Origin of the sequence: Pseudomonas sp. FW300-N2A2, from assembly GCF_017351735.1 — a bacterium.
In the GTDB taxonomy this organism is placed as follows: domain Bacteria; phylum Pseudomonadota; class Gammaproteobacteria; order Pseudomonadales; family Pseudomonadaceae; genus Aquipseudomonas; species Aquipseudomonas migulae.
In genome coordinates, this window is the sequence record NZ_JACNDU010000001.1 from 670,782 (window position 1) to 688,589 (window position 17,808).

Annotated in this window: 18 protein-coding genes, 1 tRNA gene and 1 pseudogene; 6 read left to right on the top strand and 14 right to left on the bottom strand. The window is 60.0% G+C overall.

Going from position 1 to position 17,808, the window contains the following annotated elements; genetic code table 11:
- Positions 1-55 precede the first annotated feature (55 nt).
- Positions 56-1,156, bottom strand: a complete 1,101-nt coding sequence (locus J4E42_RS02930) for a polyamine ABC transporter substrate-binding protein (protein ID WP_008027246.1) — start codon at positions 1,154-1,156, stop codon at positions 56-58.
- A gap of 813 nt (positions 1,157-1,969) precedes the next feature.
- Between J4E42_RS02930 and J4E42_RS02935 the strand changes: the two genes are divergently transcribed.
- Positions 1,970-2,398 carry a nuclear transport factor 2 family protein gene (locus J4E42_RS02935; RefSeq protein WP_207284534.1) on the top strand — a complete coding sequence of 143 codons (429 nt, stop codon included), beginning with the start codon at positions 1,970-1,972 and terminating at the stop codon, positions 2,396-2,398.
- Positions 2,399-2,448: 50 nt separating this feature from the next.
- Here the strand turns inward: J4E42_RS02935 and J4E42_RS02940 are convergent, their stop codons facing one another.
- From J4E42_RS02940 to J4E42_RS02985, 10 genes are all read right to left on the bottom strand, one after another.
- A complete protein-coding gene (locus J4E42_RS02940; protein ID WP_008027252.1) occupies positions 2,449-2,724 on the bottom strand; it encodes a DUF971 domain-containing protein in 276 nt (91 codons plus the stop codon).
- Positions 2,721-3,683 (bottom strand): HEAT repeat domain-containing protein, encoded by a 963-nt coding sequence (locus tag J4E42_RS02945; protein ID WP_207284535.1) that lies wholly within the window; start codon positions 3,681-3,683, stop codon positions 2,721-2,723. The genes J4E42_RS02940 and J4E42_RS02945 overlap by 4 nt, the downstream gene beginning before the upstream one ends.
- Positions 3,680-4,528 carry an ABC transporter ATP-binding protein gene (locus J4E42_RS02950; protein ID WP_207284536.1) on the bottom strand — a complete coding sequence of 283 codons (849 nt, stop codon included), beginning with the start codon at positions 4,526-4,528 and terminating at the stop codon, positions 3,680-3,682. Before J4E42_RS02950 ends, J4E42_RS02945 begins: the two co-directional genes overlap by 4 nt.
- A complete protein-coding gene (locus tag J4E42_RS02955; RefSeq protein ID WP_207284537.1) occupies positions 4,528-5,310 on the bottom strand; it encodes an ABC transporter permease in 783 nt (260 codons plus the stop codon). The genes J4E42_RS02950 and J4E42_RS02955 overlap by 1 nt, the downstream gene beginning before the upstream one ends.
- 132 nt (positions 5,311-5,442) lie before the next feature.
- Positions 5,443-6,849: an ABC transporter substrate-binding protein gene (locus tag J4E42_RS02960; protein ID WP_207284538.1), complete on the bottom strand. Its 1,407-nt coding sequence runs from the start codon at positions 6,847-6,849 to the stop codon at positions 5,443-5,445.
- Positions 6,850-7,070: 221 nt separating this feature from the next.
- Positions 7,071-7,316 carry a ferredoxin family protein gene (locus J4E42_RS02965; protein WP_007946457.1) on the bottom strand — a complete coding sequence of 82 codons (246 nt, stop codon included), beginning with the start codon at positions 7,314-7,316 and terminating at the stop codon, positions 7,071-7,073.
- Positions 7,317-7,341: 25 nt separating this feature from the next.
- Positions 7,342-9,072 carry a fumarate reductase/succinate dehydrogenase flavoprotein subunit gene (locus J4E42_RS02970; RefSeq protein ID WP_207284539.1) on the bottom strand — a complete coding sequence of 577 codons (1,731 nt, stop codon included), beginning with the start codon at positions 9,070-9,072 and terminating at the stop codon, positions 7,342-7,344.
- Positions 9,069-9,821: a GntR family transcriptional regulator gene (locus J4E42_RS02975; protein WP_207284540.1), complete on the bottom strand. Its 753-nt coding sequence runs from the start codon at positions 9,819-9,821 to the stop codon at positions 9,069-9,071. The genes J4E42_RS02970 and J4E42_RS02975 overlap by 4 nt, the downstream gene beginning before the upstream one ends.
- A 471-nt stretch (positions 9,822-10,292) precedes the next feature.
- Positions 10,293-10,586, bottom strand: coding sequence for a hypothetical protein (locus J4E42_RS02980; protein ID WP_207284541.1), 294 nt, complete (start codon positions 10,584-10,586; stop codon positions 10,293-10,295).
- Between the two features lie 144 nt (positions 10,587-10,730).
- Entirely contained in the window at positions 10,731-11,618 is an 888-nt protein-coding gene (locus J4E42_RS02985; protein WP_207284542.1) for a Dyp-type peroxidase, read from the bottom strand.
- 186 nt (positions 11,619-11,804) lie between these two features.
- On the opposite strand from J4E42_RS02985, the gene J4E42_RS02990 reads away from it, so the two are divergent.
- Both J4E42_RS02990 and J4E42_RS02995 read left to right on the top strand, forming a co-directional pair.
- Positions 11,805-13,430: an NADP-dependent glyceraldehyde-3-phosphate dehydrogenase gene (locus tag J4E42_RS02990; protein ID WP_207284543.1), complete on the top strand. Its 1,626-nt coding sequence runs from the start codon at positions 11,805-11,807 to the stop codon at positions 13,428-13,430.
- A 44-nt stretch (positions 13,431-13,474) separates the two neighbouring features.
- Complete coding sequence (locus tag J4E42_RS02995) at positions 13,475-14,518, top strand: FUSC family protein (RefSeq protein WP_207284544.1); 1,044 nt, start codon at positions 13,475-13,477, stop codon at positions 14,516-14,518.
- Here the strand turns inward: J4E42_RS02995 and J4E42_RS03000 are convergent, their stop codons facing one another.
- Entirely contained in the window at positions 14,519-15,412 is an 894-nt protein-coding gene (locus tag J4E42_RS03000) for a DMT family transporter (protein WP_207284545.1), read from the bottom strand. It lies immediately after the preceding gene.
- A 135-nt stretch (positions 15,413-15,547) separates the two neighbouring features.
- Between J4E42_RS03000 and J4E42_RS03005 the strand changes: the two genes are divergently transcribed.
- Positions 15,548-15,985: an Lrp/AsnC family transcriptional regulator gene (locus J4E42_RS03005; RefSeq protein WP_008028095.1), complete on the top strand. Its 438-nt coding sequence runs from the start codon at positions 15,548-15,550 to the stop codon at positions 15,983-15,985.
- A gap of 65 nt (positions 15,986-16,050) precedes the next feature.
- On the opposite strand, the gene J4E42_RS03010 is transcribed toward J4E42_RS03005, so the two are convergent.
- A complete protein-coding gene (locus tag J4E42_RS03010; RefSeq protein ID WP_007915443.1) occupies positions 16,051-16,722 on the bottom strand; it encodes a Bax inhibitor-1/YccA family protein in 672 nt (223 codons plus the stop codon).
- A 123-nt stretch (positions 16,723-16,845) separates the two neighbouring features.
- Between J4E42_RS03010 and J4E42_RS03015 the strand changes: the two genes are divergently transcribed.
- Positions 16,846-16,933 (top strand) — tRNA-Ser (locus J4E42_RS03015).
- 141 nt (positions 16,934-17,074) lie between these two features.
- Here J4E42_RS03015 and J4E42_RS03020 read toward each other — a convergent pair.
- A pseudogene (locus J4E42_RS03020) lies at positions 17,075-17,332 on the bottom strand (putative metallopeptidase); the annotation flags it as partial.
- Positions 17,333-17,449: 117 nt separating this feature from the next.
- On the opposite strand from J4E42_RS03020, the gene J4E42_RS03025 reads away from it, so the two are divergent.
- Positions 17,450-17,737, top strand: coding sequence for a hypothetical protein (locus J4E42_RS03025; RefSeq protein WP_207284546.1), 288 nt, complete (start codon positions 17,450-17,452; stop codon positions 17,735-17,737).
- Positions 17,738-17,808 lie beyond the last annotated feature (71 nt).

The window sequence follows — 17,808 nt, forward strand, 5'->3', positions numbered from 1 at the left end:
GCCGGCTCCTACAGGGGAATGCGTAAGGCAGGCCGATTGCGCTCCGCCTCGGGTGTTATTCGCCGGACTTGATGCTCGTCCAGACCCGTGTGCGCACCCGCTCAAGCTTTTGCGGCAGCGGTTGCACCACATACAGGGTTTTCAACGCTTCGCTGGTCGGCGTCAGGTTCGGGTTGCCGGTGATTTCTTTATTGATCAGCGCAAGCGAGTCCTTGTTGGCGTTGGGGTAGCCGAGGAAATCGCTGATCGGGGCGATGACTTTCGGGTCCAGCAAGGTATTGAGAAATTCGTGGGCCTCCTCCACGTTCTTCGCGCTTTTTGGAATCGCAAAGGTATCAAACCAGATCGGCGCGCCCTCCTTCGGCAAGCGCCAGTCGACCACTACGCCGTTGCCCGCTTCCTTGGCGCGATTGCCGAACTGGTAGAAGCTGCCGGAGTAGCCGATGGCGACGCAGATGTCGCCGTTGGCGATGTCGGTCATGTACTTGGCGGAGTTGAAGTAGGTGACGTAAGGGCGAATCTTCAGCATCAATGCCTTGGCTTTTTCGTAGTCGTCCGGGTTCTGGCTGTTCGGGTCCAGTCCCAGATAGTGCAGCGCCAGCGGCAGGATTTCCGAAGGTGAGTCGAGCATGGCGACGCCACAGGATTTCAGCTTCTGCATGTTCTGCGGGTTGAACACCAGGTCCCAACTGTCCACCGGCGCATTCTCGCCCAGCGCGGCCTTGACCTTGGCCGGGTTGAAACCGATCAGCACGGTGCCGTACATGTAGGGCACGCCGTACTGGTTGCCCGGATCGTTCTTGTCCAGCAATGCGAGCAGTGCCGGGTCCTGGTGTTTCCAGTTCGGCAGCTTGGACTTGTCGAGTTTCTGGAAGACACCGGCCTTGATCTGGGTTTCGATGAACTGGTTCGACGGCACCACCAGGTCGTACCCCGAGTTACCGGTCAGCAGCTTGGCTTCCAGCGATTCGTTGGTGTCGAAGGTGTCCCAAGTCACTTTGATTCCGCTTTTCTGGGCGAAGTCCTTGGGCACGGACGGCAGGATGTAGTCCGCCCAGTTGTACACCCGCAATTCCCGCTGTTCGGCGTGCACGGCACTGGCCAACAGCGTCAGCCCACAAACAGTGGCGCCCAGTATGCGTTTCATCATGACCATGAATGAATTCCCCAAATGTGTCGCTCGTTGGTTTTTATGTTCTGTACACGGCAGGCCTTAAAAATTGCCCAGGGCAAGGAAAACAGGATTTCGGTTGTGGATTCGCAAGCGTGCTGAAACAGCAATGCTGCTTCGATTCTTGCTGACGAACGAGTGAGTTCATAGTGCGAGGTCGGCCAAAAGGAGATCGAAATGGCCAATATCGGTGTCCCGGTGGATCCGGTTGATGGGGATGCAGAAAGATTTTCAGCAGCACGCCCCCCCTGTGGGAGCGAGCCTGCTCGCGAAGGCGATCTACCATTCAATATCAATGTTGAAGGTGCTGGCCTCTTCGCGAGCAGGCTCGCTCCCACAGGGGATTTGCGGTGGTCTTGCGGGAGAAGACTAAAACGACAAAGCCCGCACAAGGCGGGCTTTGGGATTCGAGTAGGTGGCCGGCGCTGGTCTCCGGCTTACAAGGTTTATCAGGACTCTCACAGAAGAGTTTTGTGCTCTTCTGCTTCACACGGCATAAGGGCTGGATCTCAGCGCGGAGATCTTTCTAACCGTGTACCCTTCGGAACGCGCCCCACGTGTCCTTGCCATCCGCTTGCGCATCAGTCTGCGTCTTCACCTACAAGTTCTAGACTAGTACACCCTCCCAAACCGCGCCCCTGAATTTTTAGAACGATTTTGCCCATGGCGACGGACCTCAGGACGGAAAAATACTAACCAGTGTTCGAGGGTTTTGCTGCCGGAGGGTTTCCCTTCAAGCCCTTTGATGTACAGTCTTCGCCGACGTTTGCAGAACAACAAAAAATACAGGAGTTGAAAATGTCGGAACTGAAACTGCATCCAAACGCCGCACAATCGTTGAGCCAGTGGCACGCGATGATCAAAAAGGCCGACTTGAAGGCCTTGCCCGAATTACTGGACCCGCAAGTGGTTTTCCGCTCGCCGATGGCGCACACGCCTTATCCAGGGGCGCCGGTGGTCAACATGATTCTCAACACGGTGTCCGGCGTGTTCGAGGACTTCCAGTACCACCGCGAACTGTCGACTGCGGACGGCTTGAACGTCATCCTCGAGTTCAGCGCCAGGGTCGGTGAAAAACAGCTCAAGGGCATCGACATGATCCGCTTCAACGAACAAGGAAAAATCGTTGAATTCGAGGTGATGGTCCGCCCCCTGAGTGGCTTGCAAGCCTTGGGTGAAGAGATGGGCCGCCGACTGGGCGCTTTCCTGGCCGCCAGCAAAGCCTGACCACTGCGCAGCGCTTCATCGGCGGGCACACTCACCGGTGAAGCGCGTCATCAGGCCAGGCTCGAAAGATACGGCCACGGGTAAATGCCCCGTTCGTGGCCATCGCTGAAAATCAGTTGCAGGCCATAGCCCTGCGCATTCAATTCGATGACTTGCACTCGGTCATCGACCCTCGGCGTCAACCCTTTCAAGCGAAACGCCCGGCACTGCGAACACGGGCATTGCCGGCGCAACTCGGCATGATCCAGCAACTGCTCACGACCATCCGGCCAGTTCAGTCGCAGCTGCTGTTTGCTCCGGGAATTGCCGATCGCCAGCGGGTTCATTGCAACTGACTCAAGGCAATGCGCACGGCTTTGCGCACTTCCGGGTCGCCGTCGTTCTGCGCGGCCTGCAACGGCGCAACTGCGCCTTTATCGTTCAATTCGCCGAGGGCCAACGCGGCCTCCTTGCGCAGGTTGCTGATGCGATGACCGAGGGTTTCGATCAATGCGTCCAGCGCCGGGGCATAACGCAAGCGACCGAGACTGCGGGTGGCGCGCAGGCGCACTTGCCAGTAATCATCGCTCAACGCTTCGACCAATGCCGGGCCCGCGTCGGTATGACCGACCTTGCCAAGGGTGGTCGCGGCTTCTTCGCGCACTTGCCAGGCGCAGTCCTGTAACGCCTGGCGCAGGGCCGGCAGGACGTGCGCATCGGAGGCCAGGCCAAGGGCTCCCGTGGCGGCGCGACGGACTTCGGTGTCCGGGTCGTGACTGGCCAACGTCGCCAGGGCCGGCAAGGCATCGAGCTGTTTGAGCCAGCCAAGCACGCCAACCGCTTCGCGGCGAACGCTGGCGTCTGCATCGTCCAGCGCCGCCAAGGCAGCGGTCGCGGCATCGGGAAAACGCAATTCGCGCAACGCCCGGAACGCGGCGATACGCACGTTGATGTCGGCATGCCCGGTCCACGGCAGAATCACCCGGCCTGCGGCTTCACTCTTGAGCAGGCTCAGGCTCTGCGCGGCGGCGGCCTGCACGGCCGGCGACGGATCGGTCAACGCCTGGCACAGCGCCTCGACGACCGGCGCATCCTCCCAGGCTTCAAGCAGGCGCGCGGCTTCGGCGCGAACCTCTGCGGTCGGGTCTTCGGCCAGTCGATCGACCAGCCACAGCAAGCCGTCCGGCTCTTCCAGATCTGCCAGCTCGATCAGGGCGATCCGGCGCACGCCGGCGTCGGCATCGGTCAGGCGCGGTTGCAGGGCGAGAATGTCATCGTTATCGGTTACATCGAATAGAGAGGTCATAGGGCAAATCGCGGCAGTTTGTTTTCAGGGGGAAGTCCGAGAGGGTTCAGGCGCGGTAGCTGCCGACCGTCTTCGTGACGCAGTAATTCGAGGCAATGGCGCTTCAAGCGGGAAAACTCATGGCTTGTCACCAGTTCGCTGGTGCGTGGCCGAGGGAAGTCGAGGCGCAGGTCTTCGATGATCCGCCCGGGACGCGTGCTCATGACCAGCAGCCGGTCGGCGAGGAACAACGCTTCGTCGATGTCGTGGGTGACGAACACCACGGTGGTGCGAATCCGCGTCCAGATGTCCAGCAGCAGCTCTTGCATGTTCAATCGGGTCAGCGCGTCGAGGGCACCGAAAGGTTCGTCCATCAGCAACAAACGCGGACGGTTGATCAGCACCCGGGCGATTTCCACCCGCTGCTGCATGCCACCGGACAACTGATCCGGCCAGCGCTCGGCGAAACCGTCGAGGCCGACCAGCGCGAGGATTTCATCGGCGGCTTCGTGCCGTTCGGCCTTGCCGATGCCGCGCATTTTCAGGCCGAACGCGACGTTGTCGCGCACCGTGCGCCAAGGGAACAGCGTGTGGTGCTGGAACACCATGCCGCGCTGGGGCGAAGGACTCGACACGTCTTCGCCATCGACTTTAAGGCTGCCGGCGCGAGGTTGCAGGTGTCCGGCCAGCGCGCCGAGCAAGGTCGATTTGCCGCAACCGGAGGGGCCGAGAATGCACACGAACTGCCCCGGTTCGATCTGGCAATCGAGGCCTTGTACGGCTTCGAACGCGGCACGGCCCTCCCCGAGGCTGATCGACAATCCGCGAATATCGATGCGCCCTTCAAGGTGTTGAAATACGCTCATCAGGCTTTTCCTCGTGGTCGATGCCAAGGCGTCAACAACCCGCCCAACCGTTTGATCAGCAGGCTGCTGCCCATGCCGAGCACGCCGATCAGCAACATGCCGACGACGATGTCGGCGTAGTTCTGGATGGTGTAGGACTCCCAGGTGTAATAGCCGATGCCGTATTGGCCGGAGATCATTTCGGCGGTCACCAGGCAAAACCACGAGGTGCCCATGCCGATGGCGAGGCCGGTGATGATGCTCGGCGCGGCGCCCGGCAGAATCACCTCCAGCAGAATCGCCCGACGCCCTGCCCCGAGGCTTTTCGCCGAGGCAATCAGGCGCGGGTCAACGCCTTCGACGCCGTGCACGGTGTTGAGCAGGATCGGGAACAGCGCGCCAGTGAAGGTGATGAAGACCATCGACAGTTCCGACGACGGGAACATCAGGATCGCCAGGGGAATCCAGGCGACGGCGGGGATCGGGCGCAGGACTTCCAGCGGCGGCAACAGCAAATCTTCGGCCCATTTCGAACGACCGATGGCCAGGCCCAACGCGATGCCGATGATCAGCGCCGCGAGGTAACCGGCGAAGACCCGGCTGAGGCTGCTGCTCAGGTGCTGGGCGAGTTTGCCGGAATCGCCCAGGCCGAGGGCGGCTTCGATCACCGCCAGCGGTGTCGGGACATTGGCGAAGGTGACCAGGCCGAGGTTCCAGTGGTGGCTGGCGGCGAGTTGCCAGAACAAAAGGCAGAGCAGTATTGAGGCTGCCCTCGGAATCCAGCGGATAAATGATCGGTACACAATTCTTCCTCTCAACCTAACCCCCTGTAGGAGCGAAGCTTGCTCGCGAAGGTGTGTCAGTCGACATTGACTTAGCTGACACTCCTTCGCGAGCAAGCTTCGCTCCTACAGGGGATTGCGGGGTTCTGGCGGTTAGCGGGCGGCTACGGCCTGGGTGGTGGCGTCGGTGAAGTCGAGGACTTTGCCGCCCTGGGCCGTGGCGAATTGCTGGGCCTGGCCCTTGAGCAGGAACGCGCTGAGGCGCCCTTTCGCGTCACTGGCAAACCACGCCTGATCCGCCAGCAACTTGATCCCGCTGTCACTCGCCTGGGCATACACCGCGCGGATGTTTTTGCCTTCGGACTTCAAACCGGCCAATGCGGTGAACGCCGATTCCGCCGAGGCGTACTGCCGCACTTTCGGCTCGCCGCGCACCCAGATCTCGGCCACATGACTGAAGTCGGTAATGGCTTTGCCACTCAAGGCATCCACTGCTTTGAGCGGGGTCTGGCCGTAGTTGGCCAGTTGCGCGGTGTAGTCCAGCTTCGATGCCTTGAACGCGGCGCGGATGTACTGGTCGTCGATGAAGGTGTTGAGGTCGAGACCGCGATCAGCCTTCTTCAGCAGCTTGAGGGTGTCGATGGCGGTGCCGACCGCCTGGCGATATTCCGGCTTCCAGCTCAGGTCGCGGGTCTGCACGCCGAGCGGGCCGTGGAACAGGTAATTGACCTCGGCATCGACGCCGGTGACCTTGGCGATCAACTCGCTGTACTTCTCGGGTTCTGCCGCCAATAACTGGTTGGCTTCGAGGCTGGCGCGCAGGTACGCGACGACGATTTCCGGGTACTTTTTCGCGTAGGCCTGATCGACCAGCGCACCGTGGAACGTCGGCGTATTCGCCTGTGAACCGTCATAGATCTTGCGAGCGAAGCCACGGCTCGGGAACAGTTCAGCGAACGGCACAAAGTCGGCATGGGCGTCGATCTTCCCGGCCTGCAACGCGGAACCGGCGACTTCCGGCGGCTGGGCGATGATGTTCACGTCTTTGAGCGGGTCCCAACCCTGAGCCGTCACGGCGCGCAGCAACATGCCATGGGCGGTCGAGGCGAACGGCACGGAAATGGTCTTGCCCTTCAACTCGGCCAGTGATTGCACGCCCGAAGCACTCGGCACGACGATGCCGTTGCCGCTGCCCTTGATACTGCCCGACAGCACGCTGATAAACAGACTGTGTTTGCCGGCGGTTTCGAACGCGACACCGTTGAACGAGCCGGGGAAATCGGCCATCGCGCCGAAGTCCAGTTTGCCGGCGACCATCTCGTTGGTCAGGGGCGCGCCGCTGGTGAAGTTCTTCCACTCGACCTCGTATTTGGCGTCCTTGTATTGGCCATCGTGGGGCAAGTATTTGTCCAGCAGGCCGAGCTCGCGAATCAACAGGCCGCCGGCGGCGCAGTTGATCGTGGTGTCCTGGGTGCCGATGGCAATGCGGATGGTTTCGGCGGAAGCCGACAAGGTGAATGAAGCCAGTACCAGACCGGCCAATGCTGCACGCAATAACATGGTGAATCCCCTCGAATCATTTATAGGATGTTCGTCTCCGCCACGATCAGGGCGTGGTGGGAAACGAGGGGTGTTTGAAGCAGGCGTCCGGTGTTGCCGGGTAGCTTTTTACGCGAAACCTGTAGGAGCCGGCTTGCCGGCGATCGCGGTATATCCGCCAGCATTAATGTTGAATTGGAAATCCTCATCGCCGGCAAGCCGGCTCCTACAAGGTTGGTGTTTCAACGTAAGAGGTATGGGATTTCGACTTTCACCGCCCCGGTCGGGCAGTCCTTTTCGCACGGCATGCAGTACCAGCATTCGTCGAAGGCCATGTAGGCCTTTTGCGTGGCCGGGTTGATCGCCAGCAAGTCCATCGGGCAGACGTCGACGCACACGGTGCAGCCTTTGTGGGCGATGCACAGGTCCTCGTCGACCGTGACGGGCGCGTTGGAACGGAAGAAAATTTCCTGGGGTTGATAGGCCATTGGTCGGTCTCTCTTATAGTCAGGCTCAGGCCGCAAAGGCACCGACACGCAGCCGGTCGTAGGCCTGCATTTCTTCGGCATCCAGCGGGATGATGTAGGGCTCGACGGCTTTCTTGAAACTGCTCATCTGGCCGTGTTCATCCTTCTTCAAATGGCAATGGCAGAACCAGTCGCTGTCGTTGCGTTGCGGGTGATCGACCCGATAGTGGTAAAGCCCCCAGCGACTTTCAGCACGGAACAACGAAGCGCGGGCGGCCATTTCGGCGCAGTCGCGGATCATGCTGACTTCCATGGCGCGCATCAGTTCGTGGGCGTTGTGGGCCTTGATCTGATCGAGATCGCGCTGGATATCGCTGAAACGCTGCAGGCCGATCTGCATCTTCTTGGTCACTTTCGGCGGTTGCAGGTAATCGTTCACGAAGCGTCGCAGCTTGTACTCGACCTGGGCCGGCGGCAGTCCGTGCTCGCGGTCCAGTGGCGCGTAGACCCGCGCTTTCTCTGTCTCGATCTGCTTGGCATCGACCGCTGAAAATTCGCGACCGGCGACAAAATCCGCTGCGTTGGTGCCGGCAAACCAGCCGTAGGTGAACGCGCCAAGCATGTAGTTGTGCGGCACGGCGGCCATGTCACCCGCCGAGTACAAACCCTTGACCGAGGTTTCGGCCTTCTCGTTGACCCACACACCCGACGCCGAATGCCCGCTGCAAAAACCGATTTCGGAGATGTGCATCTCGACCATCTGCGTGCGGTAATCGGTGCCGCGATTGGCGTGAAACTGGCCGCGACTCGGGCGTTCGTTGCTGTGCAGGATCTCTTCGATGTTCTGAATGGTTTCCTCGGCCAGGTGATCGAGTTTGAGGAACACCGGGCCGTTGCCGCTTTCGAGTTCCTGGTGGAACTCCCACATCATCTGGCCGCTCCAGTAGTCGCACTCGATGAAGCGCTCGCCCTTGTTGTTGGCGGTGTAGCCGCCCAACGGGCCGGTGACGTAGGCGCAGGCCGGGCCGTTGTAATCCTTGATCAGCGGGTTGATCTGGAAGCATTCGAGGTTCGCCAGTTCGGCCCCGGCGTGATAAGCCATGGCGTAACCGTCGCCGGCATTGGTCGGGTTTTCGTAAGTGCCCATCAGGTAACCCGAGGACGGCAAACCGAGGCGCCCGGCAGCACCGCACGCGAGGATCACCGCCTTGGCTTTGATCACGTGAAAATCGGCGGTGCGACAGTCGAAACCCATCAGGCCGTTGACCGCACCCTCTTCGTCCGTCAGCAAGCGCGTGCAAACGACACGGTTGGTGATACTGACCCGGGCGCGTTTCAACTGGCGGTACAGGACTTTCTTGATGTCGTGCCCTTCCGGCATCGGCAGAACGTAAGCGCCCATGTGGTGGACCTTTTTCACTGCGTAATCGCCGGTTTCGTCCTTCTCGAACTTCACGCCCCAGCGGTCCAGTTGCTCGATGGTTTCGAAGCTGTGGGTGGCGTAGGCATAGACCGCTGCCTGATTGACGATGCCGTCGTTGGCGATGGTGATTTCCTTGGTGTACTGCTCCGGCGTGGAATGGCCGGGAATGATCGCGTTGTTCAGGCCGTCCATGCCCATACTGATCGCGCCGCTGCGTTTGACGTTGGCCTTGTCGATCAGCAACACGCGCAGGTCGCGGTTGCGCTCCTTGGCCTTGATTGCCGCCATGGGACCCGCCGTGCCACCGCCGATCACGACGATGTCGTATTCCTGTTCGAGGGTACTTCTTGTCATGCCTGCGCCCCTTTGTGCCGGTCGATCCGCAGGCGGTACTGGAAGGCATCGCCACGGTAGTAAAGGTGTTCGAAGTCCACGGGTTGGCCGCTGGCATCGTGGGTCAGACGCTCGATGCGCATGATCGGCGAGCCGGGTTCGATGTTGAGTGCTTGGGTCAGGTCGCTGTCGGCGAGTACGGCGTCGATGGCCAGATCGGCATGACCGAGGGCCAGGCCGCAGTCGTTTTCGAGGATCAGGAAGATGTCGCGGGTGACCAGATCGGCCTTCTCCAGCCGTTCGCCGATGGTTTTGGGCAGGTAGGTGATTTCCAGTGAGATCGGCTGACGGTTGATCAGGCGCACCCGCTTGATCTGCGCCACGATCTCGCCTTCGGCCACCCGCAAACGCTCGGCGACGAGTTTGTCGGCGGGGATGAATTTGAAACTGCGCAGGCGGTTGATCACCTCGTAGCCGCGCCCGGTCATGGACTCGGCAAGGCCTTGCAGGGTGCTGACGTTCTGGAAGGTTTTCGGCTTGGCGACGAACGTGCCCTTGCCGTGAATCTTGAAGATCAGCCCTTCTTTTTGCAGATCGCCGAGGGCCTGGCGCACGGTGATGCGGCTGACTTTGAACAACGCACCAAGCTCGCTTTCCGAAGGCATCTGGCTGTCTTGCGGGTATTCGCCGTCGAGAATGCGGGCACGCAAGACGTCGCGCAGTTGCGTGTGCAAAGGAACACTGCTGAGGGAGAGAACGTTATCGGTCATGGCAGATCACTTGTTATAACGAGTTATGACGTGATCTTAGAGTTCTAGTACTGGGGTTGAGAAATACTGTTTGAGAATAAGGTTAGATTCGTGGGATGGCGCGGCACCTGACGCACCGCGCCGCATGGATCGCCGGCAAGCCGGCTCCTACAGGATTGGCGTCAACCGAACATTCCCGGTACACCCGCGCACTTGTAGGAGCCGGCCTGCCGGCGATGGCACCCGTGAAATCGCCTTCGCCGGCAAGCCGTGCTCCTACAGGATTGGCGTCAACCGAACATTCCCGGCACGCATACGCACTTGTAGGAGCCGGCTTGCCGGCGATGGCGTCCATGAAATCACCTTCGCCGGCAAGCCGTGCTCCTACAGGATTGGCGTCAACCGAACATTCCCGGCACGCATACGCACTTGTAGGAGCCGGCTTGCCGGCGATGACGTCCATGAAATCGCCTTCGCCGGCAAGCCTGGCTCCTACAGGATTGGCGTCATCCGAACTTTCCCGGCACGCATACGCACTTGTAGGAGCCGGCTGCCGGCGATGGCGTCCATGAAATCGCCTTCGCCGGCAAGCCGTGCTCCTACGGGATTGGCGTCAACCGAACATTCCCGGCACGCATACACACTTGTAGGAGCCGGCTTGCTGGCGATGGCGTCCTTGAAATCGCCTTCGCCGGCAAGCCGTGCTCCTACAGGATTGGCGTCAACCGAACTTTCCCGGCACACCCACGCACTTGTAGGAGCCGGCTTGCCGGCGATGGCGCCCATGAAATCGCCTTCGCCGGCAAGCCGTGCTCCTACGGGATTGGCGTCAACCGAACATTCCCGGCACACATACGCACTTGTAGGAGCCGGCTTGCTGGCGATGGCGTCATTGAAATCGCCTTCGCCGGCAAGCTTTGCTCCTACAGATCAACCGACGCGCAATGCGCGCAAATCCAGGCGACCGTCCTTCAGCGGTGGGCACCAGTAGTAGCCGCCAGTGATCGGCCGACTGATACGGTACAAGCCGTCGGTGATGCCGTCTTCCAGACCGCTCATGCGTCGCAATTGGGCTTCGAAGGCGTCGAGGGAGAAACCGAACGCGAGGAACATCAGGCCGGCGCGATCCCCTTCGATCCACGGCATCGAGCGGCGGACCACGAACGCTTCGGGAGCGAAGCTTTCCTGGGCGGTGCGTTTGACGTGGGCAGAGATCGGCGCGTCATCGATTTCTTCGTTGTCGCTCAAGCGACGGCCCATGATGTTGTCCTTTTCTTCGGACGGCATCGCGTGGAAGCCCTTCAGGTCGTGCTGCCACTGCTGGATCGCGGCGAAGCTGCCACCGACCACACCGTCAGCGCCCTCACCAATCAACGCGGCAGATACGGCGGCTTCATCGTGCGGGTTTTCGGTGCCATCTTCGTAACCGGTCAGGTCGTGGCCGGTGAGGTGGCGGAACGTTTCGTTCATCTGCACCAGGCGCAGGGCCGGTGCCAGCGCGGCCTCGATGGCGGTGGCGCGATTGAGCAACTCGCCACGGTCGACACCATGCAACCAGCACCACAGCGCGTGCTGGGTCGACGGGTTGTCGACGCCGACGCCGGTCAGTGCCGGAAACGGCCGCAGCCCGTCGATCTGCACGTGCAGCGCCTTGACCAGGGATTCACCGAAACCGGCCACCGCCGACTTCCCGTCCACCAGCTGCGTCAACTTGTCGAGCGCGGCCGGCAGTGCATCGACGGATTCCAGCGCGAAGAACATATGACGGGCTTGAGGTGGAACGGGGGTGGCGAGGATGCCCGGCTGGTAGTAACTCATATGAACTCCTTAATAAAGAGCATGAAGTTTACCCGCAGCGTCGGCCGTTGTGTGTTCTCAGGTCAAAAGATCGCCGGATCTTGACCCCGGCACTTAAAAAGTCGAGGCAATAAGGCGTATAACCTTTGAAGTGAATTCTGAACTGCAAGCCGCCAGCGCATGGCTTACATCACATGGAGTAGCGACATGACCACAGCACACATCCTCGGCAACCTGTTTCCCGACGCCAGCGACATCCCGGAAAAGTACCGCCTCGACGGCCAGACCGAGCAACGTGAATACCTGGTCGATGGCGAACTGAAAACCTGGGCCGGTCCCCTCGCCCAAGTCCGCAGCCCGGTGTACCTGACCGGCGAAAATGGCGACGAACAAGTGATCCTCGGCAGCACGCCGCTGCTCGATGCCGACACCGCGCTGACCGCGCTCGACGCCGCCGTCCGCGCCTATGACCGGGGCCAGGGTTTGTGGCCGACCATGCGCGTGGCCGAACGCATCCAGCACGTCGAAGCGTTTCTCGGGCGTATGCGCGAACAGCGCGAAGCCGTGGTCAAGTTGCTGATGTGGGAGATCGGCAAAAACCTCAAGGACTCGGAAAAAGAGTTCGACCGCACCTGCGACTACATCGTCGACACCATCAACGCGCTTAAGGAACTCGACCGCCGCTCCAGTCGTTTCGAGCTGGAACAGGACACGCTCGGGCAGATCCGCCGCGTGCCGCTGGGCGTGGCGCTGTGCATGGGACCTTACAACTACCCGCTGAACGAAACCTTCACCACGCTGATTCCGGCGTTGATCATGGGCAACACCGTGGTGTTCAAACCAGCCAAGCTCGGCGTGCTGCTGATTCGTCCGCTGCTGGAAGCGTTTCGCGACAGCTTCCCGACCGGTGTGATCAACGTCATTTACGGCAGCGGCCGCGAGACGGTCAGCGCGCTGATGGCCAGCGGCAAGATCGATATCTTCGCGTTCATCGGCACCAACAAGGCTGCCAGCGACCTGAAAAAACTCCACCCGAAACCGCACCGTTTGCGCGCAGCGCTGGGCCTGGACGCGAAAAACCCTGGCATCGTTTTGCCTGAGGTGGACCTGGACAACGCCGTGAACGAAGCGGTCACCGGTTCGCTGTCGTTCAATGGCCAGCGCTGCACCGCGCTGAAAATCCTCTTCGTCCACGAAGACGTGGTCGAGGCGTTCATCGACAAATTCAACGCCAAACTTGCCAGCCTCAAACCCGGCATGCCGTGGGAAACCGGCGTAGCCCTGACGCCGCTGCCGGAGTCGGGCAAGGTCGATTATCTGCACGGGCTGGTTGCGGATGCCGTGAGCAAAGGTGCCCGTGTGGTCAACCCGAATGGCGGTGAAGCCCGCGCGTCCTTCTTCTATCCGGCGGTGTTGTTCCCGGTGACGCCACAGATGCGTGTCTATCAGGAAGAACAGTTCGGCCCGGTGGTGCCAATCGTGCCTTATCGGCATCTGGACACAGTGATCGATTACGTCCTGGAGTCGGACTTCGGCCAGCAACTGAGTATCTTTGGCACCAACCCGGTGGCGGTTGGCCGGTTGGTGGACACCTTCGCCAACCAGGTCGGTCGGATCAACCTCAACGCCCAGTGCCAGCGCGGCCCGGACACCTATCCGTTCAATGGTCGCAAGAACTCGGCCGAAGGCACGTTGTCGGTGCATGATGCGCTGCGGGTGTTCTCTATTCGCACGCTGGTCGCGACCAAGTTCCAGGAGACCAACAAGGACCTCATCAGCGAGATCATCAGCGGCCGCAGTTCGAGTTTCCTGACCACCGACTACATCTTCTGAGGACCAAGAGTCTGAGCACCTTCAGAGCCAACCGACTGCCACCGTTGCTGCGCCGGGTACTGCGTCCGTTACTGGACCCGTACCGGCGCTATCGCCACGCCAGATTGATTCACGCCGTGCGTGTATCGCTGGGGTTGCTGGCGACGATCCTGCTGACCACCGGCATCCACCTGCCCCACGGTGAGTGGGCGTCGGTGACGATGCTGGTGGTGATCGGCGGTTTGCAACACCACGGCAACATCGGCAAAAAAGCCGCCGAGCGCGCCATCGGCACCTTGATCGGCGCTGGTGTCGGCCTGTTGCTGGTGGCGCAACAAGCCTGGCTCGGGATGCCGTGGCTGACCTATTTTGCGATGTCGGTGGTCTGCGGATTCTTCTCATACCACGCCATCGGCAAGGGCGGTTACACGGCGCTGCTGTCAGCGATCACCGTGTTTATCGTCGCCGGGCATGGCGATAATCCGGTGACCGACGGGCTGTGGCGCGGGGTGGATATCCTGATCGGCATTGCCCTGGCCCTGGCGTTTTCCTTCGCCCTGCCGCTGTACGCGGTTTACTCCTGGCGCTACAACCTGGCCGATGCGCTGCGTGATTGCGCGACGATTTACGGGCGCATCATCAATGGCCAACCCGTTACTGATGACGAGCACGTGAAGTTGATGAATCGCCTGAACACGGTGATGGTGCAACAGCGCTCGCTGATGCCGTCGGTGTCCAAGGAAGTGAAGATTTCAATGACCGAACTTGATGCCATCCAGCGCCATTTGCGCATGTGCGTCAGCACTCTGGAAATCCTCGGCAACACCCGACCCGATGCCAATGACCCCGACGCCATGGCGAATCTGCAATCGGCGTTGAAAGCGGAGCATCGGCTGATTCGCGTACAACTGGTGGGGATGGCGCGGGCGCTGAAATCCGGCGCGTCCCAGCGGCTGAATCGCCCCGTCGAACTGCCGGCGGATTCGAGCCTGGACGCACCGGTCTACAACCCGCTGGACGGCTACCGGCTTTTGATCCGACAGCTGGCCAGCAACATTGGCGAAATGCGCCAGCGCCTGGCCAAGACCGCGCCGTGTTGGAACATCTGATTATTGTGTAACTGTCCGCCGAAACTTCAGGCTCCAGCCTTGTTGCATGCCCGCGGCGGCCAGCAGAATTGCAGCGACACCGATCCATTGCAGCATTTCCAGACGATGACCAAAGGCAAACCAGTCGACGAAAATCGCCGCAATCGGGTAAATGAACGACAACGCACCGGTCAGTGCCGTCGGCAATTTCTGGATCGCGCCGTACAGCAACACGTACATCACGCCGGTGTGAACAATGCCGAGAGTCACCAGGCTGGCCCAGGCGCTCGGTGCTTGTGGCAACGCCGAGAAGTGCGCGAATGGCGCGAGCAACAACACGCCGGTGCTGACCTGAATCAGCGCAATCAGGTGCGGTGGCGTGCCGGTCAGGCGTTTGATGATCAACGCCGCAATCGCATAAAGGAAAGCGGCCCCGAGTGCCAGCGCGATACCCATCAGGTAATCGTTGCCGCCCTCGCCCTGTTGCCCGTGTGCGCTGACAATCGCCAGCATCCCCAGAAACGAAACGCCCAGCCAGAACAGTTTCTGCAAGGTGATTTTTTCGTTGAGGAACAGCGCGGCCAAGCCGACCAGCATGAACGGCTGAACGTTATACACCGCGGTGCCGATGGCAATCGAAGCGCGGGAGTAAGAAGCAAACAACAGCACCCAGTTGCCGACAATCGCCACGCCGCTGAGCACCGCCAGCAGGAACGTGGTGCGGGTCAGAATGCCGGGGCGCAGGAAGCCGAAAGCCGAGCAAATCAGCAACAAGGTGCCGGCGCCGAACACGCAACGCCAGAACACCACGTCCAGCACCGGTTGCCCGGACACCAGCACGAACCAGCCGATGGTCCCGGAAATCAGCATGGCGGCGGTCATCTCGAATGAACCGCGACGAAGTGTTTTGTCCATCATCAGACTCCTGTGATTGAGCCCAAAGTATGCCCATCCAACCGGGGGCTTCTCCAGCGCAAAAAGCAGGCTAAACTCGACATCTGCCTTTTTTATCAAGGCGGTTTCGATTAATTACCTTACAGGGGTAGCGCCATGACTGACGATATCGACCAAGTGCTGATTACGGCGTTGATGGAAGACTCACGGCGTTCGCTCAAGGCGCTGGCAAACCTCAGCGGCCTGTCCTCACCGAGCGTCGCCGAGCGTTTGCGCCGCCTAGAAGAACGCGGCGTGCTCAAGGGCTACACCGTCGAGATTGATCCCAAGTGTTTCGGCTATCAACTCCAGGCCATCGTGCGAATCCGCCCGTTGCCGGGCCAGTTGCAAGAGGTGGAGCGGCAAATCCAGGCGATTCCCGAATTCACCGAGTGCGACAAAGTCACTGGCGACGACTGCTTCATAGCCCGCCTGCACGTGCGCTCGATGGAACAACTGGACACCCTCCTCGACCGCCTCAACACCCATGCAGAAACCAACACCGCCATCGTCAAGAAAACCCCGGTCAAACGCCGATTGCCGCCCATGGCATAAGCCTTCAGCCAAATCGCAGGCAAGAAAAAACCCGCCGAAGCGGGTTTTTTACTCATGGACAACGATTAATCATCGCGGCTCATGATGCCGAAGATCTGCAACAAGCTGATGAACAGGTTGTAGATCGACACATACAGGCTGATGGTCGCCATGATGTAGTTGCGCTCACCGCCGTGAATGATGGCGCTGGTCTGGAACAGAATGCAGACCGAGGAGAACAGCACAAAACCTGCGCTGATCGCCAGTTGCAGACCGCTGACCTGGAAGAAGAAGCTCGCCAGCGTCGCACCCAGCAGCACGAAGAAACCTGCGGTGATGAAGCCACCGAGGAAGCTCATGTCCTTACGGGTGATCAGCACGTAAGCCGACAGACCGCCAAACACCAGCGCCGTCATTGCGAAGGCCGAGCTCACTACTTCCGCGCCGCCCTGCATGCCCAGGTAACGGTTAAGGATCGGGCCGAGCAGGAAACCCATGAAACCGGTCAAGGCAAACGCCGACACCAGGCCCCACGCGGAATCACGGAGTTTGTTGGTTAGGAAGAAAAGGCCGTAGAAACCGATCAGCACCACGAAGATATTCGGGTAGCCGACGCGCATCTGCTGGGCGACGAACGCCATCACGCCGCTGAATGCGAGGGTGAGAGCGAGCAAGCCGTATGTGTTGCGCAGGACGCGGCTAACCTCTAGCTGCTCAGCCTGCACGCTGTTATTAACTGCGTAATCCTGTTCGCGCATGGCGACACTCCTGTTGGTTTGAAACGTTCAGTCGCAAAGATCATAACAGACGCTCTGTAACAAGCCATGCACAGAGTTTGACAGTGTGTTTCATTCAGGTATTATGGCGCCCGCAACGCAAACGGAGGTGTGGCCGAGTGGTTTAAGGCAACGGTCTTGAAAACCGTCGACTGTAACAGGTCCATGAGTTCGAATCCCATCGCCTCCGCCATCTTTATACGACAAAGCCCTGATTATTCAGGGCTTTGTTGTTTCTGGGGTTTGGCAAATCCTTCGCCGCTTAGCATGTGTTCCATAACTATTATGGAAGCGTTCCATAACTCAACTCGTTTTGCCCCTCCTCCGGCGTCCTGCCACCTGCGCGGAACGCGACCTGTTCGGCCTGGCCGAGGACCGTGCGCCCTTGTTTCTCGACGCTCGACGACGCCCACATGCCCCGGATGTCTGCATCCAGTAGGTGGGCATGGTCTTCGTTGTGAATGCTTCCGGTGTCGGCAAGGATCTCGGCTTGGAGCCACTCCCACACTTCTGGATCTGGGGTCAGACGGATGCCGAGTACGGATAGCCCCGACAACTCAAGCCGTGCTTTCGGGGGCATTGGCCTGCGCATTTGGAGTGATTCCTGTGTGATCAAGCCACACAAGTGCTGGAAACTACACGCAGTTGAGTGGCGGGCGTGATGCCGGAGTGCTTCAATCGAGCGGCACTTTAAAAAAGGAGATGTGCAATGGAGTTTCTTAAACCGCTCAGTATCTTTTCGCTGGGCTTTTACTCGGCGATCGGCGTCGCCGCATTGATCGGCCTGTACTTTCTATTATACGGCGCCAGGTGTGTAGATTCGTGGATGAAGCGCCAGCCAATGCCAACCGATCGTGTATGGGCTTATGTCGTCATTGCGGCGCTTTTGGGGCTGTGTATCGGGAGCTTCGCTCAGGGGTTAACCGAAATTCATGCCGAATGTGCTGCCTACGGTCAACCTGTAGGTCCTTGCTTCTTTAAACACATCAGTCCGTAAGTATTTGATAGCAGCCCGACTGAAAGGTTGATCGATTGCCTCCCAGTCGGGTTGCTTGGTTGTCATATGGT